Source organism: Mycobacterium kubicae, from assembly GCF_015689175.1.
Taxonomy (GTDB): Bacteria; Actinomycetota; Actinomycetes; order Mycobacteriales; family Mycobacteriaceae; genus Mycobacterium; species Mycobacterium kubicae.
The window spans coordinates 2,246,666-2,273,310 of the sequence record NZ_CP065047.1 but is presented as its reverse complement, the minus strand read 5'-3'; the positions used below and the strand labels follow the sequence as shown (position 1 = coordinate 2,273,310).

General features: G+C 67.5%; 24 protein-coding genes and 2 pseudogenes. 8 read left to right on the top strand and 18 right to left on the bottom strand.

What is annotated here, in order from left to right:
- Nucleotides 1-103 precede the first annotated feature (103 nt).
- The 9 genes and pseudogenes from I2456_RS28430 to I2456_RS10875 all read right to left on the bottom strand — a co-directional run.
- A pseudogene (locus I2456_RS28430) lies at nt 104-691 on the bottom strand (AAA family ATPase); the annotation flags it as partial.
- Nucleotides 692-1,164: 473 nt separating this feature from the next.
- On the bottom strand, nt 1,165-1,521 hold the full coding sequence (locus I2456_RS10910; RefSeq protein WP_085073162.1) for a hypothetical protein: 357 nt from the start codon (nt 1,519-1,521) through the stop codon (nt 1,165-1,167).
- On the bottom strand, nt 1,518-2,885 hold the full coding sequence (locus tag I2456_RS10905; protein ID WP_241007848.1) for a recombinase family protein: 1,368 nt from the start codon (nt 2,883-2,885) through the stop codon (nt 1,518-1,520). The genes I2456_RS10910 and I2456_RS10905 overlap by 4 nt, the downstream gene beginning before the upstream one ends.
- Complete coding sequence (locus tag I2456_RS10900) at nt 2,791-4,083, bottom strand: HNH endonuclease signature motif containing protein (RefSeq protein ID WP_241007917.1); 1,293 nt, start codon at nt 4,081-4,083, stop codon at nt 2,791-2,793. Before I2456_RS10900 ends, I2456_RS10905 begins: the two co-directional genes overlap by 95 nt.
- 51 nt (nt 4,084-4,134) lie before the next feature.
- Nucleotides 4,135-4,794: a hypothetical protein gene (locus I2456_RS10895; protein ID WP_085072981.1), complete on the bottom strand. Its 660-nt coding sequence runs from the start codon at nt 4,792-4,794 to the stop codon at nt 4,135-4,137.
- Nucleotides 4,791-5,252 carry a PH domain-containing protein gene (locus tag I2456_RS10890; protein WP_371869920.1) on the bottom strand — a complete coding sequence of 154 codons (462 nt, stop codon included), beginning with the start codon at nt 5,250-5,252 and terminating at the stop codon, nt 4,791-4,793. Before I2456_RS10890 ends, I2456_RS10895 begins: the two co-directional genes overlap by 4 nt.
- A 2-nt stretch (nt 5,253-5,254) precedes the next feature.
- Nucleotides 5,255-5,737, bottom strand: a complete 483-nt coding sequence (ribH, locus tag I2456_RS10885; protein ID WP_085072982.1) for a 6,7-dimethyl-8-ribityllumazine synthase — start codon at nt 5,735-5,737, stop codon at nt 5,255-5,257.
- Nucleotides 5,734-7,011, bottom strand: a complete 1,278-nt coding sequence (locus tag I2456_RS10880; protein WP_068031704.1) for a bifunctional 3,4-dihydroxy-2-butanone-4-phosphate synthase/GTP cyclohydrolase II — start codon at nt 7,009-7,011, stop codon at nt 5,734-5,736. The genes ribH and I2456_RS10880 overlap by 4 nt, the downstream gene beginning before the upstream one ends.
- Before the next feature lie 161 nt (nt 7,012-7,172).
- On the bottom strand, nt 7,173-7,784 hold the full coding sequence (locus tag I2456_RS10875; protein WP_068158463.1) for a riboflavin synthase: 612 nt from the start codon (nt 7,782-7,784) through the stop codon (nt 7,173-7,175).
- Between the two features lie 84 nt (nt 7,785-7,868).
- Here I2456_RS10875 and I2456_RS10870 point away from each other — a divergent pair, with 84 nt between their 5' ends.
- Both I2456_RS10870 and I2456_RS10865 read left to right on the top strand, forming a co-directional pair.
- Nucleotides 7,869-8,573, top strand: coding sequence for an LppX_LprAFG lipoprotein (locus tag I2456_RS10870; protein ID WP_068031699.1), 705 nt, complete (start codon nt 7,869-7,871; stop codon nt 8,571-8,573).
- A gap of 5 nt (nt 8,574-8,578) precedes the next feature.
- Nucleotides 8,579-10,108: pseudogene (locus I2456_RS10865) on the top strand (MFS transporter); the annotation flags it as partial.
- 27 nt (nt 10,109-10,135) lie between these two features.
- On the opposite strand, the gene ribD reads toward I2456_RS10865, so the two are convergent.
- Genes ribD through fmt form a run of 4 tightly spaced genes read right to left on the bottom strand, consistent with a single transcriptional unit; the run spans nt 10,136 to nt 14,173 of the window.
- Nucleotides 10,136-11,158 (bottom strand): bifunctional diaminohydroxyphosphoribosylaminopyrimidine deaminase/5-amino-6-(5-phosphoribosylamino)uracil reductase RibD, encoded by a 1,023-nt coding sequence (gene ribD / locus I2456_RS10860; protein WP_085072983.1) that lies wholly within the window; start codon nt 11,156-11,158, stop codon nt 10,136-10,138.
- The gene (rpe, locus tag I2456_RS10855) at nt 11,155-11,853 is read right to left on the bottom strand and encodes a ribulose-phosphate 3-epimerase (protein WP_116645801.1); all 699 of its coding nucleotides are present in this window, start codon (nt 11,851-11,853) and stop codon (nt 11,155-11,157) included. Before rpe ends, ribD begins: the two co-directional genes overlap by 4 nt.
- 23 nt (nt 11,854-11,876) lie before the next feature.
- Entirely contained in the window at nt 11,877-13,244 is a 1,368-nt protein-coding gene (locus I2456_RS10850) for an RsmB/NOP family class I SAM-dependent RNA methyltransferase (RefSeq protein ID WP_085072984.1), read from the bottom strand.
- Complete coding sequence (gene fmt / locus I2456_RS10845) at nt 13,241-14,173, bottom strand: methionyl-tRNA formyltransferase (RefSeq protein WP_085072985.1); 933 nt, start codon at nt 14,171-14,173, stop codon at nt 13,241-13,243. Before fmt ends, I2456_RS10850 begins: the two co-directional genes overlap by 4 nt.
- 119 nt (nt 14,174-14,292) lie before the next feature.
- Between fmt and I2456_RS10840 the strand changes: the two genes are divergently transcribed.
- A complete protein-coding gene (locus I2456_RS10840; protein ID WP_085072986.1) occupies nt 14,293-15,108 on the top strand; it encodes a class I SAM-dependent methyltransferase in 816 nt (271 codons plus the stop codon).
- A 5-nt stretch (nt 15,109-15,113) separates the two neighbouring features.
- Here the strand turns inward: I2456_RS10840 and I2456_RS10835 are convergent, their stop codons facing one another.
- The 3 genes from I2456_RS10835 to I2456_RS10825 form a co-directional block, all read right to left on the bottom strand.
- Complete coding sequence (locus tag I2456_RS10835) at nt 15,114-15,599, bottom strand: MarR family transcriptional regulator (protein ID WP_068159713.1); 486 nt, start codon at nt 15,597-15,599, stop codon at nt 15,114-15,116.
- A gap of 83 nt (nt 15,600-15,682) precedes the next feature.
- On the bottom strand, nt 15,683-17,626 hold the full coding sequence (locus tag I2456_RS10830; protein ID WP_085073022.1) for a primosomal protein N': 1,944 nt from the start codon (nt 17,624-17,626) through the stop codon (nt 15,683-15,685).
- Between the two features lie 52 nt (nt 17,627-17,678).
- On the bottom strand, nt 17,679-18,404 hold the full coding sequence (locus tag I2456_RS10825; protein ID WP_085072987.1) for a lysoplasmalogenase: 726 nt from the start codon (nt 18,402-18,404) through the stop codon (nt 17,679-17,681).
- On the opposite strand from I2456_RS10825, the gene I2456_RS10820 reads away from it, so the two are divergent.
- The 3 genes from I2456_RS10820 to I2456_RS10810 are packed head-to-tail and all read left to right on the top strand — an operon-like array spanning nt 18,403 to nt 21,844.
- The gene (locus I2456_RS10820) at nt 18,403-19,362 is read left to right on the top strand and encodes an alpha/beta hydrolase (RefSeq protein WP_068159720.1); all 960 of its coding nucleotides are present in this window, start codon (nt 18,403-18,405) and stop codon (nt 19,360-19,362) included. The genes I2456_RS10825 and I2456_RS10820 overlap by 2 nt on opposite strands.
- Nucleotides 19,363-19,387: 25 nt before the next feature.
- Nucleotides 19,388-20,350, top strand: a complete 963-nt coding sequence (locus tag I2456_RS10815) for an alpha/beta hydrolase (RefSeq protein ID WP_068032376.1) — start codon at nt 19,388-19,390, stop codon at nt 20,348-20,350.
- Between the two features lie 9 nt (nt 20,351-20,359).
- Nucleotides 20,360-21,844: a flavin-containing monooxygenase gene (locus I2456_RS10810; protein WP_085072988.1), complete on the top strand. Its 1,485-nt coding sequence runs from the start codon at nt 20,360-20,362 to the stop codon at nt 21,842-21,844.
- A 9-nt stretch (nt 21,845-21,853) separates the two neighbouring features.
- Here I2456_RS10810 and I2456_RS10805 read toward each other — a convergent pair whose 3' ends face one another.
- Nucleotides 21,854-23,482, bottom strand: coding sequence for a GMC oxidoreductase (locus tag I2456_RS10805; protein WP_241007916.1), 1,629 nt, complete (start codon nt 23,480-23,482; stop codon nt 21,854-21,856).
- 156 nt (nt 23,483-23,638) lie between these two features.
- Here I2456_RS10805 and I2456_RS10800 point away from each other — a divergent pair, with 156 nt between their 5' ends.
- Both I2456_RS10800 and I2456_RS10795 read left to right on the top strand, forming a co-directional pair.
- A complete protein-coding gene (locus I2456_RS10800; RefSeq protein ID WP_241007915.1) occupies nt 23,639-24,964 on the top strand; it encodes an alkane 1-monooxygenase in 1,326 nt (441 codons plus the stop codon).
- Entirely contained in the window at nt 24,882-25,406 is a 525-nt protein-coding gene (locus I2456_RS10795; RefSeq protein WP_241007975.1) for a pyridoxamine 5'-phosphate oxidase family protein, read from the top strand. The genes I2456_RS10800 and I2456_RS10795 overlap by 83 nt, the downstream gene beginning before the upstream one ends.
- A 16-nt stretch (nt 25,407-25,422) precedes the next feature.
- Here the strand turns inward: I2456_RS10795 and metK are convergent, their stop codons facing one another.
- Nucleotides 25,423-26,634, bottom strand: a complete 1,212-nt coding sequence (metK, locus tag I2456_RS10790; protein ID WP_068031672.1) for a methionine adenosyltransferase — start codon at nt 26,632-26,634, stop codon at nt 25,423-25,425.
- Nucleotides 26,635-26,645 lie beyond the last annotated feature (11 nt).

Below are 26,645 nucleotides of genomic sequence, written 5' to 3'. Positions count from 1 at the left end.
GGGCCTCTTCGACTGCCACGAGGTCGTCTAATCCCAACCCGGCGGCGATGTGGTCCGCCAAATCCTTGCCAGCCCTGGCTTCCACGATGCGCACCGATGCGGCGATGCCTTGAAGTTGCTCGGCTACCTGGTAGGCATGCCGGCGGCCGGGCTCGTCGCGGTCGGCGACGATCACGACCGGATGGTCGCGCAGTGGCGTCCAGTCGAACTTGTGGGCTTTACCGGCGCCCATTGCGCCGCACACCGCGACTGCACCTACCGCCCTTGCGGCCTCGACGTCCTTCTCGCCCTCGACGGCGTACACGGTGCCGTGCGCACCGATGTTGTCCACGCCGTATAACGCGCGGCCGCTGGTGTTACCGGATTGCGCGAATTTCTTGCCGGGCTTTCGGTGCACCTTCCGTCCATCGGTGTAGGTGTAGGTGCGGCTTGGGTTGTACGCCGCACGGATACGCGGCTCGTCGAAAAGGTCGCGGTCCGTCAGCCCGATGGCGCCCAAAATGTCCCGGTGGTCGCAACCGGCGTGGCAGTACACCACCACACCTGTGCCGTCACGGCGTTGCTTGATCGACAGCGACGGGTTGCTGTCGTCGTGAGCAGGGCACTGCGCGGCAAGCTGATCACCGCGCTCAACGACGTGTTTTCCGTTGCTGCGCAACGCCTCTGCAATCGCTATCAGCGCCGCACTCATTGCCGACCTCGCTGCGCTGTTCCGGCGCTGCGGCCTAACAGCGTCCCGGCGGTACGCTCAGTGTGCAGTTGTTGTGATGAAGCCTCCCCGAATGCCCGTTCTGGGAGGCTTTTTCGTTCATTCACGCCTGCGCACCACCCAACGCGGCGGTGCGGGCTGGCTTCAGCAACTGGGCAAGTTTCGTCCGCTGGGCATCTGTGAGCGGCGGCGCCTTCGCAAGGGTGTCGCGTATGTAGTCATCGAGGCGAGCTGCGGCGAAGTCGCGCCGCGCCTCAGTCGTCTCGGCCGAATCTCGCCCAGTGGCGTGGGCAGACTGCGCCAACCTGGCGCGAGCGGACCGCGATTGCGGCGAAGTGGGCACAGGCATCGGAGGGAACTCCCAAGGGGCACAAGAAGTGGCCCCTCCGATGAGAGGGATTTCAACGCGTCAGCGGCTGATCGGCAATTGCTTCCGACCGGCGGCGTTACCCGCGCTAACGGGAAACGATACCAGCTATCGCATGTAGAGGAAGTTCCGTCTGACCTGTAGCCGCCCAGGCATCGAGCGCCTCCACCATGCGGGCGTGCGCGCGGGTCTCGCGGGTTTCGTCGAAGACGACCTGGGCGCTGAGGCGGCAACCGCCATTACCGCACCTCAAATCAATCCGGTCACGTCCTTGGCCGCTCTGGTCGGCTCCGTGTCCACGACCGCCGTCGCGTGCAACAGCCCACCCGCGCGCGTCGTCCATGCGAAGTGTTCGCACCATCCGCGCCACGTACAGCCGTGTGTGGGGCGCACCCGGCGCGCCGTCGCAATGAACCTCGATAAGGTGTACGTCATCGTCGCTCATTTCCAGTTCACCTTCACTCTCTCGGGATTGAACACCTTGCCGCCCTTGCCAACTGGGGCAACTTCGAACTCCACCAACACGTCGATGACCGCGCGCAGGCGGTCCGCGGACAGCGCCCGGACCCGCTCGGCGACTTCTGGTGTCCCGAGCGGCAATCCGTCGAATACGCGCAACCGTTCCTGATCGTGCTGGCGGCGCTCGATGCCGGCCAACTGCTCGTTAATGCGATCGGTCATGGCGCGGTAACCCTTGCCGTCGATCAGGCCGTCGGCCCGTTCGATGGCGATGTCGTCCAGGCGCGCCAGCAGCGTCGCCCGCTCACCGCGTAGCCGCTCCGCTTCGGTGGTGTCGTGCAGTTCGGCTTTCAACAGGTCCACCGCGTCCGGCTGCGCCAACCGCCCCGCTACGACGCCGTAGACCAGCGGCTCAACGTGCTCAGCGCGCACCGACACCCCGCGGCACGTCTTGCACGCGTAGGTGATTCGTTTGTCGAGGGTCTGCATCCCGGACAGGTAGCCGCCGCAACCGTCCTTGCCGCATTGCAGCACGCCGGTTAACAGGTGGCGGCGCACCGTCTTGCGGCCCGGTGCCCGTCCGGGCGCTTCCAGCACGCCTTGGACGGCGCGCCACGTGTCCTCGTCCACCAGCGCTGGCCACGTGCCTTTGCCGACGACGACACCGTTGTGGTCCCGCAAACCGGCATTGCGGGGCTTGCGCAGAAAGTTCGAGACCTGCGGCTGCGTCCACTTGCGCCGTTCCACTACGGGCTGCGCGTCGCGGATCGTTTGGCCGTCGGCGTTCTTGGGCTTCACCCAGCGCTGCGTCAGCGCGCCCGCGTCGTTCCACATCCGGCACACGTCGCCGAGAGAGGCCCCGGCAAGGACCGCCGCGTACGCCTCACGCACCAGCGGCGCCACCGCAGGATCGGGTTGGTAGGTGTCACCGATGTAGCCGAAGGCGCGCCGCCACTTCGGTGCGCCGCTCGCGGCTAACTGCTTGGCCGCGGCCCGCTGCCGCTCACCCTTGTGCTCGGACTCCTGCGTCGACACGCTGCCGATGATGGTGGCCAGCATGCGCCCGGTGGCGTTGGAGAGGTCCATGTCGCCGCCGTTGACGGTGCGAATCTCCACCCCGGCGGCCACGTCCAGCAACCGCACCAGGTCAGCAAGACGCCGGTAGAGGCGGTCGGGGTGCCAACAGATCAGCGAGTCGATCTCGCCGCGCTTCATCGCATCCAGCAGCGCCTCGAACTGCGGCCGCGTCTTGCCGTTATAGGCGGATAGGTCGTTGTCGTCGAAGCGGGCCACCACGTTCCAGCCGAGGCGTTCGGCCAGTGCGGTGCAGTCCTCGAGTTGCCTGGTCACGCCGTGGCGTTGGCCGGAACGGTCCAGGCTGATACGGGTGTAGATGGCGGTAGCTTGGCGCATCCTTAAAATGTACTACGGATATCAGGTGATGGTGCCGGCACAGGCACTTCAGGTTCGATGGATGAGTCGGGCCGCCGTCGGCATACGGGACGGTGTGGTCGATATCGGCCTGGCTCGCCGGGCGGTCACACCCTGGGGCGCGGCAGGTCAGATCCCGCGCCCGCACGAACGCTGCCAAACCGGCCGACGGCAGGTAGCCCGACTCGGCCCCGTCGGGGATATCCAATGGGCGCCGGCGCGCCGATTGCGCGAGCTCAGCGATGACCTCGGCCGGCAACACCGTGTCCGCGCCCAGCAGTGACCCCGGCGCCTGACCGCGCCCCTCGACCGTGGCCTGCTCGGCGAGGACGTGAATGATCACCGAACTGCTCGGCTTGGCTCCGCCGCCCGGGCAATCCGGTGTGCCGCAGCGACACTCCAACCGAACCGCGTTCGCCGCCAAAGCGCCCAACGCGTCGGCGCGCCGCTGCTCGCGGGTGCGCGGATCACCGGCACACACCGTGCCTGCCAGCGCGTTCAGGCGCTCGTCGAGCGCGCTGGCGTGCGGAGTCAGCAATCGTCCGTTCAACTCCGACATCCCATCGGAGGACTCCCAGATCGATACCGACCGATCACTGACCTCCTGGGCGCGTCGGCGCACTGCGTCGGGGTCGATCGCGCCGACCACCCGATCGATCTCCCCGGCCAACCGGCCCCGCGTCATCGACGGCCACCGCCGCGCCCGCACCGCCAACCTTGCATCCGCCGTCGCCAGGACCTCGGGGTCGCTGATCAGATCGGTGCGATACACCAGTGTCTGGAACAGCCTGAAGTCGATCTCACCGGCTCGAAACACCTCGGCAACCGCAGGCAATCGCTCGCGCATCGCCCGCGCATAATGCAAATAGCTTCCCGCGATGGCCAGACTGGTGCGCAACGCCGCGGCGACCTCCGCCCCCACCGCGGCCCAGGTATCCACCGCCCGGTCCGCGGACTCCCCCCGCTCCACGCGGCGCAGCTCGAACAATTCGCCGATCGCATCGAGCCGCGCAGCGCCAGCCCGCGCCTCGGCCCGCCCCGCCTCACGCATCCGCGCAATCAACGCCCGCGAGTCGGGCCCATCCGACGGGTCCCATCGCTCCGCTAATTCGAACATACGTGCGAGTATAGCGAGGGAGTACGACACAAACCCGGCGATCGGGCTGCGCTAGGCCGTGCGACGGTCCAACTGCGCCTTGCGTTTCGCCGCCCACTCCGCCATGGGGAATCCCGGCTGGGATTCGCACGCCGAGATCAGCAGGACCACCCGGGTCAGCGCCGCCAAGCCGTAGGTGCACGTCCAATCCGGTCGGCCCATGGCCCAGTGGAAGACGGTGTCTTGGGGTACGTCGAATTCGGTGACTCGCATCGGCTGGAATGTTCCGCTGGGGGTCACCCCGACGGCGTCGTCACGGCAGTCGGAGACGTCGCTGAATGCCCGCCAGACCACACCGTGGGTGTCCAGGTCCTGGTCGTAGACATCGATCGATTCGGCGTATAGGGCTGGGCCGCTGAACTGGAAGGCCGCGTCGGCGAAGTCCCGTGCGTCCGGTGGGCGCAGCGGCGAATTCTTGAACAGCAGGGCCGCCGAACATATGGACGGCTGAACGCTGGTGAAGTAGTTGTCGCCGACGGGCGTCGCGCGTGCCGGCCCCAACGGCGTGTCATCTCCGTCTTGCAGCAGCAATTCGCGAGCCGAAACGACAGTGGGCAACTTGCCCGCAGCCCGCACCGGCCGGCCCGGCACCGAGGTGGTGCAGGCGCCCAGCGCCATGGTGGCGACGAGCAGGGCCAGCGCCACCCCGCGACGCCGGCGACCCGCCGTCATCGCTCGGGCAGATCGGGCCGATAACGGGCCAGCAGCGAGCGCACGGTGTCCATGGCCGTGACGGCACGTTCCTTGTCGACGGCCTGAATGGCCATCAGGGGTATGTACTCATCGTCGGGCAGATCGATTCGCGCCCAACGACTACCGACCGGAAAAGACACACCGACAATGTCGCTCCACGGAATCAGCCTGTCGGACACCACATTACGCACCGAGAGTCCCGCCGCACCCACTCGTAGTCGCGGACGTGCGAGCAGCAGCACCAAGCCGGCGAGGATCAGCCCCAGGACACCCATCGCCACTTGATCGGCGGTCTGAAACACCACTCCACTGGAGCTGACCTTGAGCAGCAGGCCAACCACGATCAGGGCGACAGCGATCACCGCCGCCGCGGCGTAGGCGAACAGCGGGGTAAGTCGGGGACGCACCACGACATCCCAGTCGGAATCCGACTGCACCGTCACTTCTGCGCCCGCAGTTCCCGCAGGGTCAGGGCGGTGGTCAATGCCGCCGCGGCCGCTTGGGCGCCTTTGTCCTCTGTCGAGGTGGAAAGTCCCGCTCGATTGAGCGCCTGCTCTTCGGTGTTGGTGGTCAGCACCCCGTTGGCCACCGGCGTCGACGCGTCCAGCGAGACTCGCGTCAGCCCTTGCGTCACGGCGTCGCACACGTAGTCGAAATGGGGCGTTTCACCGCGGATTACCACCCCGAGGGCGACGACGGCGTCGTGATTGCGCGCCAACTCTTGTGCCACGACGGGGATTTCGATAGCACCGAGGACTCGGACGATGGTCGGGTTGTCCACGCCGGAGTCGGTCACTACTTTGCGCGCGCCGTCCAGCAGTGCATCACAGATCTTGGTATGCCAGGTGCTGGCGACGATGGCGACTCGCAGACCGGATGCATCCAGAGCCGGCATGTCCGGCACGCCGGCGGCGGGGCTCACAATGCCCCGCCGAATTCGCCTGGCATATGGGCTGATTCGTGGAACTCGTCGAGCCCCACCAGATCGTGGCCCATCCGGTCGCGCTTGGTCATCAGATAGCGGATGTTCTCGGCATTGGCCCGCACGGGCAACGGCACCCGTTCGATGATGTGCAGACCGTAACCGTCCAGGCCCACCCGCTTGGCGGGATTGTTGGTCAGCAGCCGCATCGATCGCACACCCAGATCCACCAGAATCTGCGCACCGATTCCGTAATCCCTTGCGTCAGCTGGCAATCCGAGTTTCAAGTTGGCGTCCACGGTGTCGTCACCGGCGTCCTGCAGTTGATAGGCCTGCAACTTGTGCATCAGCCCGATGCCGCGGCCTTCGTGCCCGCGCATGTACAGCACGATGCCGCGGCCCTCGCGGGCGACCATCGCCATGGCGGCGTCCAACTGAGGTCCGCAGTCGCAACGCCGGGAACCGAACACGTCACCGGTCAGGCACTCGGAGTGCACCCGGACCAGCACGTCGTCACCGTCGGCGGTGGGACCCGCGATCTCGCCGCGCACCAGCGCGACATGCTCCACGTCTTCATAGATGCTGGAATAGCCGATGGCCCGGAATTCGCCGTGCCGGGTGGGGATGCGCGCCTCGGCGATCCGCTCGATGTGCTTCTCGTGCTTGCGCCGCCACTCGATCAGATCGGCGATCGTGATCAGCGCCAGTCCATGCTCGTCGGCGAAGACCCGCAACTCGTCGGTCTGAGCCATCGCGCCCTCGTCCTTTTGACTGACGATCTCGCAGATGGCTCCGGCGGGCTGCAGCCCCGCCATTCGGGCCAGGTCGACAGCGGCCTCGGTGTGCCCTGGCCGACGCAGCACGCCACCGTCCTTGGCGCGCAACGGCACTACGTGACCCGGGCGGGTGAAATCGTCTGCGGCGCTTGACGGATTTGCCAGCAACCGCATGGTCGTCGCTCGGTCAGAAGCCGAAATACCGGTACCCACACCGAGTTTCGCGTCCACGGTCACGGTGTAGGCGGTGCCGTGCTTGTCTTGGTTCACCGCGTACATCGGCAACAGACCGAGCCGGTCACAGATGGCACCGTCCAGCGGGACACACAGATATCCCGAGGTGTAGCGGACCATGAACGCCACCAGTTCGGGGGTGGCCTTCTCGGCGGCGAAAATCAGGTCGCCCTCGTTTTCGCGGTCCTCGTCATCGATGACGACGACGGCCTTGCCGGCCGCGATGTCGGCAACCGCCCGTTCGACGGAGTCCAACCTCGTCATGTATTACCTTGCCCGCCCCCGCCCGCGGCGAGAACTTTGTTCAAACGGCTCACACGAGAAGCCCACGTGTCGCATTCAGTATGAACCACCAGTACACCCAACTTATTGCGATGGCGCTTCGTAGGCTTCAGAGGACCTGGAGAGGGCTTGGTCACACATATTCAGGGTGTCGAAGTGGCTTGCAGGAGCCGTTCCACATACTTCGCGATGACGTCCACCTCGAGATTGACCTGCGTCCCGACCGGCGCGGACCCCAGTGTGGTCAGTTCGCGCGTCGTCGGGATCAGTGAGACCTCGAACCAGTCCCGCGGTTGCGCCCCCAGGGCGGACACGGTCAGCGAGATACCGTCCACGGTGATGGAGCCCTTCTCGACGACATAGCGGGCCACGGTTGCGGGCACCTCGATCCGGACCACCTCCCAGTGTTCGGACGGGGTGCGGGACACGATTTGACCGGTGCCGTCCACGTGGCCCTGCACGATGTGCCCGCCGAGCCGGCTGTTCAGCGCCGCGGCCCGCTCCAGGTTGACCGAACTCCCCTGCGCCAGCGCACCCAAGTTGGACCGATTCAACGTCTCGGCCATCACATCGGCGCTGAACTGGCCATCGGGCAACACGTCCACGACCGTCAGGCAGACGCCGTTCACAGCAATCGAGTCGCCATGCCCGGCGTCGGCGGTGACGGTGGGCCCGCGGATGATCAATCGGGCGGCGTCCGCGAGGTCTTCCCGGCCGGTCACCTGGCCAAGTTCCTCGACAATTCCGGTGAACATCGCACCAGGTTAATGAGTATTCCCGGGCCGGTGCACCCCACTATGTCACCGGTCGCGTCACACCCACCCTTTACGATGCAGGGTATGCATTTTCGCCGCGGCCTTTTTGCCGCTCTCGCCGCCCTGGGCGTGGCTACCACCTTGGTGGCCGGATGCTCATCCGGATCCAAGCAGAGCGGCGGGCCGCTGCCGGACGCGACGACGTTGGTCAAGCAGGCCGCCGAGTCAACCAAGACCGTCAAGAGTGGTCACATCGTGCTGACGGTCAACGGCAAGATCCCAGGTCTGTCGTTGAAGACGTTGAGCGGTGATCTGACCACCACCCCCACCGCGGCCAAGGGCAACGCGAAGATCACTTTCGGCAGCTCTGACATAGACGTCGACTTTGTGGTCATCGACGGCAACCTGCTTGCCACGCTCACCCCCAACAAGTGGAGTGACTTCGGCCCGGCGTCCGACATCTATGACCCGTCGCAGATTCTGAGCCCGGACAAGGGCTTGGCCAACCTGCTGGCCAATTTCACCGACGCCAAAGCCGAAGGCCGCGAGACGATCAACGGGCAGAGCACCATTCGCATCACCGGAAAGCTCACCCCGCAATCGGTCAACGCCATCGCGCCTCCGTTCAACGCCACCGACCCGGTGCCGGCGACGGTCTGGATTCAGGAACAAGGTGACCATCAACTGGCCCAGGCCAAGATGGAACGCGGTTCGGGCAACTCGGTCCAGATAGCCCTGTCGAACTACAACCAGCAGGTTCAGGTGACGAAGCCACCGGTGAGCGGATGACCACCATGCGGGCAGGACGCAGAGTCGCAATCAGCGCGGGCAGCCTCGCGGTACTGCTGGGCGCCCTGGACACCTATGTCGTCGTGACCATCATGCGCGACATCATGGACAGCGTCGGTATCCCGGTGAACCAGCTGCAGCGGATCACCTGGATCGTCACGATGTATCTGCTGGGCTACATCGCCGCCATGCCGCTGCTGGGTCGCGCGTCGGACCGGTTCGGCCGCAAGCTCATGCTGCAGGTCAGCCTGGCCGGCTTCATCGTGGGCTCGGTGGTGACCGCCCTGGCCGGCCATTTCGGCGACTTCCACATGCTGATCGCCGGCCGCACCATCCAGGGGGTGGCCAGCGGCGCCCTGCTGCCGATCACGCTGGCCCTCGGCGCCGACCTGTGGGCGCAGCGCAACCGCGCCGGCGTGCTCGGTGGTATCGGCGCCGCGCAAGAACTCGGCAGCGTGCTGGGTCCGCTGTACGGCATCTTCATCGTCTGGCTGTTCCACGACTGGCGCGACGTGTTCTGGATCAACGTCCCGCTGACCCTGATCGCCATGGCGTTGATTCAGTTCAGCCTTCCCGCGCACGACCGTAGCGCCGAGCCGGAGAAGATCGACCTGGTCGGCGGATTCCTGCTGGCGCTGGCCTTGGGCCTTGCCGTCATCGGCCTCTATAACCCCAACCCAGACGGCAAACAGGTACTGCCCAGCTACGGGCTGCCGCTGGTCGTCGGCGCGATTGTGGCGACTGTGGCGTTCTTCGTCTGGGAGCGCTTCGCGCGCACCCGACTCGTCGAACCTGCCGGCGTGCACTTCCGGCCGTTCCTGGCCGCGCTGGGTGCATCGGTGTGCGCCGGCGCGGCTCTGATGGTGACGCTGGTCAACGTCGAGCTGTTCGGTCAAGGTGTGCTCGGCAAGGACCAGAACCAAGCGGCCGGCATGCTGCTGTGGTTCCTCATCGCCTTACCGATCGGTGCACTGGCAGGCGGCTGGATCGCCACCCGGGCCGGTGACTGGCTGGTGACCTTCGTGGGGCTATGCATCGCGGCCGTCGGATACTGGCTGATCTCGCTCTGGCGGGAGAACCTGCCCGATCAGGAGCACAACATCTTCGGCCTGTTCAGCGTGCCGGCCATGCACGCCGACCTGCTGGTGGCCGGCCTCGGCTTGGGACTGGTCATCGGTCCGCTGTCGGCGGCGACACTGCGGGCCGTCCCGGCGGCGCAGCACGGCATCGCCTCGGCCGCGGTGGTGGTGGCCCGCATGACCGGCATGCTGATCGGGGTCGCCGCGCTGAGCGCCTGGGGCCTGTACCGCTTCAACCAGATCCTGGCCGGCCTGAATGCGGCCATCCCGCCCAACGCCACGCTGATCGAGCGGGCGGCGGCGATCGCCGGCCAGTATCAGAAGGCCTTTGCGTTGATGTACGGCGACATCTTCAAGGTGACTGTGGCGATCTGCCTGATCGGCGCGCTGCTGGGCCTGTTGTTGATCGGCGCCCGCCATCGCGGGGTCGACGAGCCCGAGGATGTCGGCGAGCCGGTCGCCGTCGGTCACGGCGGCGGGTCGTTACCGCGCCACCAAGCTGAGCAGCAGGTCGGGTCCAACCTGTTCGACGGCGTCGAACTGCCACCGCAGCGCGTGGGCGATGGTCGTTACCCCGACGTCGTCGACCGCGGTGACGGGCCCGCCTAACAAGATCGGTGCCATGTAGGCCAAGATCCGGTTGATGCCGCCGGCCCGCAAGAAGGCGCCGGCCAGGGTGGGACCGCCCTCCAGTAGGACGTCAGTGCGGTCCGACAGCGCCCGCAGCACCTCTACGGGCTCGTGGGTGCGGATCACCATGGTGCGGGAATCGTCGTTGAGCACCTTGGCGTCCGGGGGGATGTCGCGCTTGCCCACCACCACGCGCAGCGGCTGCTGCGGGGCGAGTGAACCGTCGGGCAGTCGCGCGGTCAACGCCGGGTCGTCGGCGAGGACGGTGCCGGTGCCGACCACGATCGCGTCGGCCAGGGCGCGCCGGCGGTGCAGATCCATCCGCGAGGCCTCGCTGGAGATCCACTGGCTGGACCCGTCGGCGGCGGCGCTGCGGCCGTCGATGCTGGTGGCGTACTTCCATGTCACGTGCGGCCAGCCGGTGCGCTGCTTATGCAGCCACTCACGCAGCGGTCCGGCCGCCACCCGGTCGGCCAGGATGCCCGAACGCACCTGCACCCCCGCCGCCGACAGCCGGCCGGCGCCACCCCCCGCGATCCCGTTCGGGTCGTCGACGCCATAGATCACCGTGCCAACCCGGGCCTCGATCAACGCGTTCACACACGGCGGAGTCTTCCCGTAGTGGTTGCACGGCTCCATGGTGACCACCGCGATGCCGCCGGCGGCCAACCCCCCGGCCCGGCGCAGCGCCACCACTTCGGCGTGGTCGCCGCCGGCCGGTTGGGTGCCGCCGACCCCGACCACCCGCCCCTCTTGGTCGATGATGACGGCGCCAACGGGCGGGTTCGGATATGTGGTGCCCTTGACTTGGTAGGACTGCTGGATGGCGAGGACCATCGCCTCTTCGATGCTTTTGACCTGCTCCACTTCGCTCATAGCTGCAGATGAGGAGACGCGGCAGCGGCCTGGCGACGTAACGCCTCGACAGCGGCACTCGGATCCTGCGCGCCGTACACCGCCGATCCGGCGACGAAGCAGTCCACGCCCGCCTCGGCCGCCTGTTCGATGGTGTCGTCGTTGATGCCACCGTCGATCTCGACCAGGATTCGCAACTCCCCCGAGTCGACCATCTTGCGGACGGTGCGGACCTTGCTCAACACCTCGGGAATGAATTCCTGACCGCCGAAGCCCGGTTCGACGGACATGATCAGCAGCGTGTCGAACTGCGGCAGGATTTCCAGGTACGGGTCCAGCGGAGTCTTGGGCTTGACGCTGATGCCCGCCTTGGCTCCCGCCGCGCGGATGTCGCGGGCCACGCCGATCGGGTTGTCGGTGGCTTCGGCGTGGAAGGTGACGTTGTAGGCACCGGCCTCGGCGTACGGCGGCGCCCACCGGTCCGGGTCTTCGATCATCAGATGACAGTCCATCGGGATATCGGTGACCGCGAGCAAGCTCTCGACCACCGGCAGGCCGATGGTCAGATTCGGGACGAAGTGGTTGTCCATCACATCGACATGGAGCCAATCCGCCCCCGTCACCGCCGCCGCTTCGTCGGCGAGGCGGGCGAAATCGGCGGCGAGGATGGATGGCGCGATGAGTGGACCCCCCGTGCTGCCAGACATGTGCGACACATTACTGAGCCCGGGGCCCATCCTCACGTTAGGCGGCGCAGCGCGGCGGCGAACATCGCGTCGGTGCCGTGCCGGTGCGGCCACAGCTGCACCGCGGCGCCCTCGGGGGACTCCACGGGCTCGAACAGCGGCCGGGTGTCGATCGCCTCGACCGGATGGCGGCGCAGCGCGTCGGCCACCACCCCGGTGGTCTCCGCCAGGTGCGGCGAACAGGTCGCGTACAGCACCACGCCGCCCGGGCGGGTCAGCGCGATCGCGGCGGCCAGCAGCTCACGTTGCAGCTTGGCCAACCCCGGCACATCGGCCGGCTGGCGACGCCAGCGGGCCTCGGGCCGCCGGCGCAACGCACCCAGCCCGGTGCACGGCGCATCCACCAGCACCCGGTCGAAGCCCGGTTCCAGACCGGATTGGCGCCCGTCGACCCGCACTACCTCGACCGGCAATCCGCGGGTGTTCTGCACCACCAGGTCCGCCCGGTGGGCCGATGGCTCCACGGCGGTGACCCGGGCGCCCGACGCGACGGCGATCGCGGCCAGCAGCGCCGTCTTCCCGCCCGGACCGGCGCACAAGTCGAGCCAGCGCCCGGTGTCCCCGTCGACCGGCGCCAACGTCAGCGCTCGGGCCACCAGTTGGCTGCCCTCGTCCTGCACCAGGGCCTGACCGTCGCGCACCGGTTCGAGCGACGCCGGGTCACCACCCGGTAGATACACCGCATACGGCGAGTAGCGGCCCACGGTGCCGTGCACCGCCGCGGCCAGTTCGTCGGCGGTCAACACGCCGGGCCGGGCCGCCAGGTGCACCAGGGGCCGTTCGTCGTCGCTGGCCAGCACCGCGTCGACTTCCCCGGCGGCCGCACCCAACGCGTCGGCGAAGGCCTGGGCGATCCAGCGAGGGTGGGCGTGCACGAAGGCGGCGTGCCCGATAGGGTCTGCCCGCGGATCGGGCGCCAGTTCGGTCACCCACGACTGCTCGTCGCGACGGGAGATGGTGCGCAGCACGGCGTTGACGAATCCGGCTCGCGCCGAATCGAATTCGATGCCGGCTTGTTCGACGGTGGTTGACACCGCGGCGTGTGCGTCGACGCGGGTGCGCAGCAGTTGGTAGGTCCCCAACCTCAGCAGGTCGAGCAGTACCGGATCGATCGCCTGCGGGGAACGATTGGCGGCCGCGCCGATCACCGCGTCGAGCAGGCCCTGCGTCCGGCATGCGCCGTAGGTCAATTCGGTGGCGAATGCCGCGTCCCGTCCGGTGATCCCGCGCTCGCGCAGCAGCGCGGGCAACACCAGGTTGGCGTAGGCGTTTCGCTCGCTCACCGCCCGCAGCGCGTCGAACGCCGCCCGGCGCGCGGGGTCCAGCGGCCGGCGGCGCGGCCGGCGGTCTTTCGCGTTCACGACGCGCGCACAGCAGTGTCGAGCCGGGCTCCGCGCGCCCAGTCCGCGGCATTCATCAGTTTCTTACCGGGCGGCTGAATCTGCCCGAGCCGCACCGGATCCGATCCGGTGCCGACCCAGACGTGTTTGCGGTCGACATGAATCTCGCCGGGCTGCAACGGGATTGGCGCTTCGGTTGCCAGCTGCACCGGCCCCACCTTGACCCGCAGATCACCGATGACCGTCCAGGCACCCGGATTGGGCGTCACCGCCCGGATGCGCCGCTCGACGACGGGAGCGGGCAACTCCCACCGAATCCGCGCTTCCTCGACGGTGATCTTCGGCGCCAGGCTGACCCCGTCGGCCGGTTGGGGCCGCGCGGTCAACGTCTGATCGGCGATGCCGTCCAAGGTGGCCGACAACAGCGCGGCACCAGACACCGCAAGCCGCTCGAGCAGATCACCCGCCGTATCGGTCGGCCGGATGGTCTCGGTGACGACGCCGTACACCGGTCCGGAGTCCAGGCTCGGCTCGATCTGGAACGTCGTGGCCCCGGTGATGGTGTCGCCGGCCGCGATCGCCGCCTGTACCGGGGCTGCGCCGCGCCACGCGGGCAGCAACGAGAAGTGCAAATTGATCCAACCGTGCGGGGGGACCGCCAGCAGCCCTTCGCGCAGCAGCGCCCCATAGGCCACCACCGGGCAACACTCGGGCGCCAACTCCGCCAGTTCGGCCACGAACTCCGGCGAATTCGGCCGGGCGGGGCGCAGCACCGGAATCCCCCGGTCGAGCGCCTCACGGGCCACCGGCGACGGCTCGGGCTTACCGCGGCGGCCGGCAGCGGCATCGGGCCGGGTCAGCACGGCGACCACTTCGTGGCGGGGCGACTCGATCAGGCGACGCAACGCGGGCAGCGCGGGTTCGGGGGTACCGGCGAAGACAAGACGCACCGGGCCAGTCTAGGAAGGGCTGCCGCCGGCACGTCACGGCTAATCCCGAAACTCTTACCTCAATCTAATGTTGCATATGCATACTGTGTCCTACCAGAAGTCTTGTTCAAGGAGATGCGATGACGACCATGCACACTGACCCCTCCCTGGCCGCGACCCATCGGAAGATGTGGGCGCTGGGCGACTACGCCTTGATGGCCGAACAGGTAATGGCACCGCTGGGCCCCATCCTGGTCGCCGCCACCGGAATCGGTCCCGGCGATCGGGTGCTCGACGTCGCCGCCGGCTCCGGCAACATCTCACTGCCCGCCGCCAGGACCGGAGCCTGCGTCATGTCCACAGATCTCACCCCGGAACTGCTGCGCCGCTCACAGGCCAGAGCGGCCCGGGAAGGCCTCCGGCTGCAATACCAGGAAGCTGACGCCCAAGCCCTGCCATTTGGTGACGGCCAATTCGACATCGTGATCTCGGCGATCGGCGTGATGTTCGCGCCCGATCACCAACGCGCGGCCAACGAACTGGTCCGCGTCTGCCGACCGGGCGGCATCCTCGGGGTGATCAGCTGGACCCACGAGGGCTTCTTCGGCCGGATGCTGGCCACCCTGCGCCCCTACCGGCCCAGCCTGTCGGCGGCGTTGCCCCCGTCGGCGCTGTGGGGACGCGAGGCCTACCTCACCGGGCTACTCGGTGACCGGGTCGTCGGGGCCGACGTACGGCGCGGGCTGCTCAAGGTGGACCGGTTCAGCACCGCCCAGGCCGTCCACGACTACTTCAAACACCACTACGGGCCCACGATCGAGGCGTATGCCAACATCGGCGGCAACGCGGTGCTGGCCGCCGAACTCGACGCTCAGCTGGTCGAACTCGCCGAGGAATACCTGCACAACGGCGTCATGGCGTGGGAGTACCTACTGCTCGTCGCCGACAAGCGATGAGCCGCCTACAGCTGATCGATATCGACGTGGGCGTCGGGTTCACCGCCGGCGGCCGTGAACGCCGTCAGGGCGCGTACCAGCCCGTGTCGTTCGGCCGGCGGCATCTTCTCGACGATGCGCGCGATCTCGGTTCGACGGTTGGCGGTCACCTTGGCGACGACCTCTCGCCCCTTCTTGGTCAACGCGGCGAGCAGTTCCCGGCGTGACGTGGGGTGCGGTAGGCGATCGATCATCCCGGCGCTGACCAGCCGATCCACCATCCGCCCGGTCGCCGAGGGCTGCACACCGAGCAGTGTCGCCAAGGTCGCCAGGTTGATCGGGCCCCGATTGGACAAGATCACCAAGGTGCGGAACTGCGGGATGGTGAGGCTGTCGTCGACCATCGCGATGGAATGAGCCGAGATCGCGACCAGCAACCGCGACGCGGTCAGCAGCGCGTCGGTGATGACGTCGAGCGACTCGTCGGCTGCTGCTGCGTTCTGCGTGGTCATGGTGGCCCCTTCCCCGTGCACCGGGCACAGCAAAAGCAAAGTGTAACTATCTATTGCGGATAGTTGCTAGGGGGCATGGTCGGTTATCCAATGTGCAGGGGGTCGATTTGCACGCGCACCGGCTCTTGAGTCTGTCGAGCGCTGAGCACCCCGACGGCGCCGCGCAAAGCCGCCGCCAGCGCGAGACCGTGCTCACGACGCACGCGTACCAGCATTCGGGTGACCGGTCCGTCCGTGGGCGCGCCCGCGGGGCGACGTGCGCCCGGGGGTAGGTCTACCGGCCCCAACAGGTCCGCGTCGTCGGGCAACCGGGTCTCCTCGAGTAGAGCGGTCACCGCATGTGCCGGGCCGTCCAGCGCGGCGATATGCACGCTGGGCGGCAACCCGACCTCGGCTCGGGACGCCAGCTCACCGTCGGCATGACCCACCGGATCCCAGCGGATCAGCGCCTGCACGGTCGGAATGGACGATTCGGCCACCACCAGCACCACCCCACCGTCACCACGCGCGCGCACCAGCGCACCCGCACTCATCCAGCGCCACAGCGCGTGCTCGGCGGCGCGCAGATCTTGACGGCCCAGCAACGCCCACGTGTCGAGCAACAGCGCCGCGCCGTAACCGCCGTCGGCGTGCGGTTCGGCGCCCGGGGTGGCGACCACCACCGCCGGCTTGCCGCCGACTGCGGACACAATCGACTCACCGGCCGACGTGATCACCGGCGTCCCAGGAAACGCTCGGCCCAGTTCTTCGGCGGTGCGCCGCGCCCCCACCACCACCGCCCGCAAGGCATCCGACCCGCACCGCCCGCACCTGGGCGCCGCATCTACCCGGGCGCACCACCGGCACACCGTTGCGGCGCCGCCATCCAACAGCGACAAGGGACCCGTGCAGTGCCGGCAGCGCGCGATCGCCCGGCAGCGTCCGCAGGCCAGCGACGGGACGTATCCGCGCCGCGGCACCTGGACCAACACCGGCGCATCGGCCTCTAGTGCGGATCGGGCGGCGCGCAGTGCGATGGACGGCAGCCGGGCGGTGCGCGCCGCCGGATCACGTTCGTCGGCGTATCCGCTGTCGTCCAGCGCGACGACGCGCGGACTGCGTGCCCGCACCACCGGACGGGCCGCGACGATGTCGTGCGCCCACCCGCTGCGAACCAGCGCATGGGCTTCGGCGGTGCGGGCATAGTCGCCGATCAGCGCCGCGCAGCGGGCTTGATGCGCGCGCAGCATGGCGACCTCCCGAGCATGGGGATAGGGCGCGCGGGGCTCGGCCAGGCTGTCGTCGGCGTCCGCCCACACCATCACCAGCCCGAGGTCGCTCAACGGCGCAAATACGGCGCTGCGGGTGCCGATCACCATGCGTGCGCTGCCCCGCAGCACCGAAAGCCAGCGCCGGTAGCGGGCGGCCGGGCCGAGTCCGGCCGACAGCGCCGCGACTGCCGCCTCGTCGATATGTGCCGTGACGGCCTGCGACAACAGGTCCAGGTCGCGCTGGTCGGGCACGATGGCCAGCACCGAGCGGCCGGCCTGGACGGTGTGCGCGGCCGCTTCGGCGAACCGCTCGGCCCAGCGCTCCCCCGGCAGCGCCTGCCACACGGCCCGGGCAGCGCGCCCCTGGGACAACGCGGTCAGGAACTGCCCGCCGCGGTGGTAGGCCTGCCACCCCGCCGGGTCGACCGGCGCGACGACCGGCCGCTGCGCCACCGCGGTCGGTTCCTTCTCCACCCGGGCATGGCGGGCCGGGATGGCCAGGCGCAGCACGTCGGGTCGGGTGCCGGCATAACGGGCCGCCACCGCCTCGGCCAACCGCCGGATTTCGGCGGTGAGCACCGGTTCTGGAGACACCACGCGGTCAAGCCAGCCCAGCTTGCCCTGGTGATCGGTGTCGTTGCGGCGTTCCAGGACGAATCCGTCGACCAGCCGGCCGTGGAATCGGACCCGGACCCGCACTCCGGGTTGAGCGTCGTCGGACTGCTCGGCGGACACCAGGTAATCGAACTCGCGGTCCAGGTGCGGCACCGTGAGCATGGGCAGCACTCGCGCGATCGGCTCGACCTCGACGGGTGTGGGAGAGTTGTTGCTAGACAACAGGTTCCGGGGCGGACGTCGGGACCTCGCGGCCGAAGAAGAAGCCGGCGGTGATCAGGACAAGGGCGGCGGCGTAGGACCACCAGATCGGGACCGCCAGCGCCTCATTGCCGAGGACGAATCGGCTGATCGCGATCATCGAGTCCGACACCGCAAAACACACCGCGCCCACCGCCGTCCAGATGGTCGGCAACTCCGCTAACAGCGCGGCACACACCATGGCGCACAGCACGGCGATGTAGACCGTCACCGGAAGGGTCAGCTTCTGTTCACCGAGGTGCGGCCAGAACCAGACCAGCAACGACACCGACGCCACGCACATCAAGACGGCGGCAGCGATGCGTGGGCGCGACGGAGCGGCAAGAGGTACCAGCGCACCGAGAAAGCACAAGTGCGCCAACAAGAACGAGCCCAAGCCGAAGACGAACGACGGCGACCACCAGGGAATCGCCAGGAACCAGTCGCCGCAAGCCGAGAACACCAGCGCGGGAACCAGCCAGCGCCGTTCTCGGACAAGGGGATGGGCCAGCGCGGCCACGGCCAGCAACACCGCCATGGACGCCTTGAACGCGGGTTGGGCGACCCAATGTCCGGTCAACTCGCTCCCCGGCGGCAAACGCAGGGCCACCACCGTCAAGTAGATGCCGTAGGCCAGGGCCGCCCACCCGGCGACCACCCAGGCGCCGGCGACCACGCGGGGTGCGTACGGTACCTCCATGCCCAGTTTGGACCGCACCGCTGCGGAGAGACCCGCTATCGACCCCATCCTGCAGAAGGTACTGGATGCTGTTCCGTTTCAGCTATCCACCGACGACGGCATCGACGCGGCGCGGCAGCGGTTGCGCGACCTGCCCCGCCGACCGATACATCCGGAGTTGCGGGTGCAGGACCGGACCATCGAGGGGCCGGCGGGTGACATCGGCATCCGGATCTACTGGCCGTCAACCGAAGTGGCCGCAAATTCGCCGGCAGTGGTGTTCTTCCACGGCGGCGGCTTCGTGATGGGCGATCTGGACACCCACGACGGGACCTGCCGCCAGCACGCCGTCGGGGCCGACGCCATCGTGGTGTCCGTCGACTATCGGCTGGCCCCCGAGCACCCCTACCCCGCTGCGGTCGAAGACGCTTGGGCGGCAACGGTATGGGTGGCCGAGCACGGCGGGGAACTCGGCGCGGACACCACGCGCCTGGCCGTGGCCGGCGATTCGGCGGGCGGCACCATCGCCGCGGTGATCGCCCAACGAGCCCGGGACAACGGCGGACCGACATTGGCCTTTCAACTGTTGTGGTATCCCTCGACGCTGTGGGACCCGTCGCTGCCCTCGTTCACCGAGAACGCCGGGGCCCTGATCCTGGACGCGAAAGCCATTGCGGCGTTTTCTCGTTGGTATGCCGGGGATGTCGACATGACCAACCCGCCCCCGGGTATGGCGCCGGGGCGGGCGAAGGACCTGTCCGGACTGCCGCCGGCCTACATCGCCGTGGCCGGGTATGACCCGTTGCGCGACGATGGAATCCGTTACGGCGAATTGCTGAGCGCCGCCGGGGTGGCGGTGCAGGTGCACAACGCCGAGACCATGGTGCACGGCTACATCGGTTACGCCGGGGTGGTTCCCGCCGCTACCGCCGGGCTGGACCGCGGCCTGGCCGCGTTGCGTGCCGCTCTACACCCCTAGCGACGACGTTGCGTACGGTGAAGCCATGACGGAGCCGACCACCTCCCGAGCCGAGATCGACCCCTTCCTCAAGATGCTGCTGGACGCCGTCCCGATGACCTTCAGCGCCGAGGAGGGCGTCGAGGTTGCCCGCGCGCGGATGGCGCAATTGAAGGCACCCCCGGAGCTGTTGCCGGATCTGCGCATCGAGGACCGCACGGTCGGGTATGGCGAGTTGACCGATATACCGGTGCGCATTTATTGGCCACCGGTCGCCGCGCAGGAGAACCTTCCGGTCGTCGTCTTCTACCACGGCGGGGGCTGGTCACTGGGCAGCCTGGACACCCACGACCCCCTCGCGCGCGCCCACGCCGTCGGGGCCGAAGCCATCGTGGTGTCCGTCGACTACCGACTGGCGCCAGAACACCCGTTCCCGGCGGGCATCGAGGACAGCTGGGCGGCGCTGCGCTGGGTCGGCGAACACGCCGCGGAGCTGGGGGGTGACCCCAATCGCATTGCCGTTGCCGGGGATTCGGCCGGCGGCAACATCTCGGCGGTGATGGCCCAGTTGGCCCGCGACAACGGCGGCCCCCCACTGGCCTTCCAGCTGTTGTGGTACCCGACGTGCATCGGCGACATCACGCTGCCGTCGTTCACCGAGAATGCCAACGCCTACATCCTGGATCTCGAGGTCATCGGCGCCTTTCTGACCTGGTATGTGCCCGACGTCGACGTCAACGACTACACCAAGCTGCCTGCCACGCTGGCCCCCGGGAACGGCAACCTGACCGGCCTGGCCCCGGCCTACATCGGCACCGCCGAACACGACCCGCTGCGCGATGACGGCGCCCGCTACGCGGAGTTGCTGCAGGCCGCCGGTGTTCCGGTGGAGTGGCACAACGAGATGAACATGGTGCACGGCTACGCCAGCTTCGCGGTGGTCGTGCCGGCCGCGGCGGAGGCCACCAATCGTGGGCTGGCGGCGCTGAACAAGGCGCTGCATTCGTAGACTCAGGTGATGAGTGACACACCCGATCACCACGTTCTGATCGTCGGCGCCGGGTTCTCCGGCATCGGCGCCGCCATCAAGCTCGAAGAAGCGGGATTCACCGACTATGTGGTGATCGAAGCCGGCGACGGGGTCGGCGGCACCTGGTACTGGAACAACTATCCCGGCATCGCCGTGGATATCCCGTCATTCTCCTACCAGTTCTCCTTCGAACAGAGCCCCAACTGGTCACGCACCTACGCGCCCGGGCGCGAGTTGCGGGCCTACGCCGAACACTGCGTGGACAAGTACGGCATCCGGTCGCGAATTCGCTTCGGCACCAAAGTGATTGCTGCCCATTACGACGACGAGAACGACTTGTGGCGCGTACAAACCGATCCCGGTGGCGAAGTCACCGCCCGATTCATCATCAGTGCCAGCGGCGTCCTGACCGTCCCGAAGCTGCCCGACATCGCCGGAGTGGACTCCTTCGCCGGCATCACCATGCACACCGCGCGCTGGGATCACGGCCAAGACCTGACCGGTAAGCGGGTCGCGATCATCGGCACCGGCGCGTCGGCCGTACAGATCATTCCCGAGATCGCGCCAATCGTCGCTGCTCTCACGGTTTTCCAGCGCACACCGATCTGGTGTTTTCCCAAGCTGGACCTGCCGCTGCCGGCCCCGGCCCGCTGGGCGATGCGGGTGCCCGGCGGCAGCGCCGTGCAGCGGTTACTCAGCCAGGCGTTCGTGGAAGCCACCTTCCCGATCGCCGCGCACTACTTCAAGGTGTTCCCGTTGGCGCGCTGGATGGCCGCGGCGGGACGACGCTACTTGCGCCAGCAGGTGAAAGACCCGGTGGTGCGCGACCAGCTGACCCCGCGATACGCCGTCGGATGCAAGCGGCCCGGGTTCCACAACTCCTATCTCGCGACGTTCAACCGCGACAACGTGCGGCTGGTGACGGATCCGATCGACAAGATCACGCCCGACGCGGTGGTGACCTCCGACGGCAACCGCCACGAGATCGACGTGCTGATCCTGGCCACCGGATTCAAGGTGCTCGACACCGAAGAGGTGTTGACCTACACGGTTTCCGGCAGCGGTGGGCGGTCACTGAGCGGGTTCTGGGACGAACACCGCACCCAGGCGTACGAGGGTGTGAGCGTGCCGGGTTTTCCGAATTTCTTCACCGTGTTCGGCCCCTACGGCTACGTCGGGTCGTCCTACTTCGCGCTGATCGAGACCCAGGTGCACCACATCATGCGCTGCCTGAACCGTGCCCGCCGCGACGGCGCCACCCGGGTGGAGGTGACCGACGAGGCCAACGCCCGGTACTTCGCCGAGGTCATGCGCCGGCGCTACCGCCAGGTCTTCTGGCAGGATAGCTGCCGGCTGGCCAACAGCTACTACTTCGACAAGAACGGCGACGTTCCGCTGCGTCCCACCACCACCGTCGAAGCATATTGGCGCAGCAGGCATTTCGACCTCGACGACTACCGCTTCACCGCCTAGCGGTCGACCTCACTTGCGTCCCTGCAGGATGCCTTCGATATTGCGCTCGGCCAGCGCGGTGATCGTCATGAACGGATTGCAACCCAGGTACCCCGGCAGCAGCGACGCGTCGTTGACGTACAGCTTGGAATAGCCCTTGACTCTGCCGTAGCCGTCGGTGGCCCGACCGCGCACGCAGCCACCCATCGGGTGCACCGTGTTGGCCGCGAACACTTGTCCGGCGAACAGGTCGTCGCGGTAGTCCACGCCGTTGGCATGCGTCACCTTGTCGAAGACCCGTCGCGCCCGTGCGCGCAGATGTTCGGTGTAGTCCTCGGGCCACTTGATGGCGATCGAGTTCGACGCCCGGTTATAGGTGATGTCGGCCCGGTCGCCGGTCCTGACCATCACGTAATAGCCCAGCGCGAGCGTCTCCACCGGAAGGGGCAGCGAGAACATGCTGGCGTACACCGGGTTCTCGGGGTCGTCGCGGCCGTCGAGGTTGATCATGCCCAGCAAGGACTGTTGGGTGCCCGCCGGATCCCCCGCCGCAAGCATGTGGGACACCATGATGTCCCCGTTGTTGCCGTAGCCGCGGCCGACCTCCTCGCTCAGATCGGGCAGGGTCCCCGTTTCGCGGGCCCGCAGCAACAGTTCGGTCGTACCGAGCACTCCGGCGCTCAGATACAGCTCGTCACAACCGATCTCGTCTCGTCGCAGCTCCTTGCCGAACCGATCGATCTCGCGAGTGGACACCACGTATTCGCCGGATCGCTCCCGGCGGATCCCGGTTACCTCGGTCAGGGCCTTGAGGGTCACCTTGCCGGTGGCCAGGGCCGCGGCGATGTAGGTCTGGTCGACACTGCCCACCCGGCCGTAGTTGTTGCCGTACTGCTGCTCGAAATCGAGTGCCGAGCGCGGTACTTGACCGGCTTCTTCCCGACGCAGGTAATCGAATGAGTAGGCGCTGCCGTTGTAGTCGACCCGGTAGCCGGCCGCTGCGGCGTATTGCCTTCCCACCCTTGCGTATTGGAACCATGGCGTTCGCTCGAACCATTCCATGTCGCGATAACTGATGTGCAGCATCGATTTCGCGCGCTCGATATAGGTCCGGTGAAACACGGTGGGATCTATATCGGGAAACGCCGCCCGCAGCTGACCGGGAGTCGGGATGGCGGCGATGGCCGCGTTGATCATCGAGCCACCACCGACTCCGATGCCGCGGAACACCGAGTGCGCACCGTGCACCACCTTGTCGCAGATGCCGGCCTGGACCGGCTGCGGCGACGGCGCATGCTTGGCCACCTGCTCCATCGAGACGCCCCGGAACGACGGCACCAGACTGGGCGGCACCGAGGTGAACCATCCGGAGCGGTTATCCGCCGGCAGCATGCGGGAGAAGCGTTTGCCGTCGGTGTCGGCACTGTCCCACAACCTGCCCTTCTCCAGGATCAGGGTCTGAATGCCGGCCTGACCCAGCCGAAGCGCCGACACCCCACCGCCATAACCGCTGCCGATGACGACGGCCCGGTAGTGCGGCCGCAAGGGGGCGTCTTGTCGCGGCAGGAAGAATTCCAGCGCGCCCGCCCCGGCGGCCCCGGCGGCCAAGCCGGCTGCCGCGCCGAGGAAGCGCCGCCGGGAGAGGATTGTTCGTGGCACCGCGTCGCTCATGTGTGACTTAGCCCCCCCTCGCCTAGCCAACCAAAGGTCGCTTGATCTATCGTTAACCATACCGTAGGTATGGGAAGAGCGTAATCTATGGAGGGGGAAGTTTGGTATGAGTCTGAGTTACGGCCATGTAATAGAAATCACGCCATGGTCACCACCAGCTTTCGCGCCGGGCACGTAACCGGGCGCCTGACCAGCTCGGACCAGAGCTGGCGCGACCCCAAGAGGTACCTGTGGCTGCTGGGCGCGGGCGTGCCCGTCTTGGTCTCGGCGTCGTGGGTGCTGGTATTGACCACCGGCCAAGCCGTGTTCTGGTGGCTCGGGCCCGTCTTGGCATTCGGGCTGATCCCGGTGCTCGACCACATCGTCGGCAAGGACGCCGAGAATCCACCGGACAGCGTCCTGGCTTGGCTGGAAAGCGATCCGTTCTACCGCTGGACCACCTATCTCTATCTGCCCAATCAGTATGGGTCGGTGGTGCTCGCCTGTTGGCTGTGGGCCGGAGGTGGTTGGGTCGCAATGGATTTGGTCGACAAGGCCGGGTTGATGACGACGGTCGGGCTGATCGGCGGGCTGGCCATCAACGCCGCGCACGACTTGGGGCACACCCGCCAGCGATGGGAACGACGCTTGTCGAAGATCGCACTGGCCCAAACCTGCTACGGGCACTTCTTCGTCGAGCACAACCGGGGCCACCATGTCCGGATTGCGACCCCGGAAGATCCCGCCAGCGCCCGCTTGCAGGAGAGCTTGTACGCGTTCATCCCGCGATCGGTACTGGGCGGATTGCGCTCGGCGTGGCAACTGGAAAAGCACCGCTTGACCGGCCGGGGCAAATCACACTGGACGCTGCGCAACGAGGTGCTCAACGCCTGGCTGATCAGCGTCGTGATGCTGGCCGTACTGGCAGTCTGGTTCCGCCCGGTCGTGCTGCCCTGGCTGTTCGGCCAAGCAATCATCGGCTTCTGCTTGCTGGAGACGGTGAACTACATGGAGCACTACGGGCTGCGACGGAAGAAACTGCCCAGTGGTCGTTACGAGCGGGTACGGCCGGCGCATAGCTGGAACAGCAACACGGTGGTTGCCAACGTCTTTCTCTTCCACCTGCAACGACATTCCGATCATCACGCCAACCCATTGCGCCGGTATCAAGCCCTGCGGCATGTGGACGAGACGCCGCAGCTACCCAGCGGGTACGCCACCATGTTTCTGTTGGCCTTGCTCCCGCCGCTGTGGCGGCGCGTGATGGACCCTCGGGTGCTGGACTTCTACGGCGGCGATATCCGATTGGCCGCGTTGCCACCGAAGCGGAAGTTGCCCCAGCGACAACGCGTAGGCTCAGGCGATGGCCAAAGAGTTCTCGCGTATCGACGAGGCGCTGCGGGAGTTCATGGCAAAGCAGGCCATGTTCTTCGTGGCCACCGCGCCGTCGGTCGGCGGTCGAATCAACCTGTCGCCCAAGGGCTATCGTGACACCTTCGCGGTGCTCGACGAGCACACCGTGGCCTACCTCGACTTGTTCGGCAGCGGCGTCGAGACCATCGCGCATCTGCGCGACAACGGCCGCATCACCATCATGTTCTGCTCGTTCAGCCGCAACTCACGCATCTTGAGACTGTTCGGCACCGGGCGGGTGGTCCGGCCTGACGACGCCGAATTCGAGCGGGTGGCAACACATTTCGCGGAGCCTCACCCGGGCCTACGCGCCGCGATCGTCGTCGACGTCGAGCGCATCGCCGACGCCTGCGGATTCGCCGTGCCCTACTACGAACTCGTCGACGAACGGCCGGTGCTCGACGCGCACCACGCCAAGGCGCCGCCCGAAGCGTACGTAAGCGCGCTGGAACGCAATCAGCGCAGCATCGACGGCCTGCCGGGCCTAGACCCCGACCATCCCCTGCCGCCCGGCCGCTGAGAGCGCGGCGGGAAACCTAGATCGCGTTCTTGAGGTCGTCGACCTTGTCCAGGCGCTCCCAGGGCAGGTCCAGATCGCTGCGGCCGAAGTGACCGTAGGCGGCCGTCTGAGCGTAGATCGGCTGCAGCAGGTTCAGGTCGCGGATGATGGCTCCGGGCCGCAAGTCGAACACCTCACCGATGGCTTTTTCGATCTTGACCGGGTCGACCGCCTCGGAGCCGAACGTCTCGACGAACAGGCCGACCGGGGCCGCCTTGCCGATGGCGTAGGCCACCTGCACCTCGACCCGTTCGGCCAGGCCGGCGGCGACGACGTTCTTGGCGACCCAGCGCATGGCGTAAGCGGCCGAGCGGTCCACCTTGGACGGGTCCTTGCCGGAGAAGGCGCCGCCACCGTGGCGGGCCCAGCCGCCGTAGGTGTCGACGATGATCTTGCGCCCGGTCAGCCCGGCGTCTCCCATCGGGCCGCCGAGCACGAACTTGCCGGTCGGGTTGACCAGCACCCGCGTCGACGACGAGTCGAGGGTTTCGTGGGCGAGGTCCTCGAGGACCGATTCCAGCACGTGCCGGCGAATGTCGGGGTCCAGCTGCTTTTCCAGGTCGACGTCGCCGGCGTGCTGGGTGGACACCACCACGGTGTCCAGCCGTACCGGCACGTTGTCCTCATAGGCGATGGTGACCTGGGTCTTGCCGTCCGGACGCAGGTAGGGCAGGACGCCGTTCTTGCGGACCTCGGTCAGCCGCCGTGACAGCCGGTGCGCCAGCGCGATGGGCAGCGGCATCAGTTCGGGGGTGTCGTTGATCGCGTAGCCGAACATCAGGCCCTGGTCACCGGCGCCCTGGGAGTCCAGCGGGTCGGCAGCGCCCTCCACCCGGGCCTCGTGGGCGGTGTCGACGCCCTGGGCGATATCGGGCGATTGCGCGCCGATGCCGATGTTCACCCCGCAGGTGGCGCCGTCGAACCCCTTGTCCGACGAGTCGTAACCGATTTCGAGGATGCGCTCACGAACGGTGTTGGTGATGTCGGCGAACGCTTCCTTCGCCGAGGTGGTGACCTCGCCCACCACGTGCACCTGCCCGGTGGTCACCAGCGTCTCGACTGCGACCCGGGAGCGGGGGTCATCCGCCAGCAGTGCGTCGAGGACCGAGTCACTGATCGCGTCACAGATCTTGTCTGGATGCCCTTCGGTCACCGACTCACTGGTAAACAGCCGACCCTTCTCGCTCACCCTGTCATCCT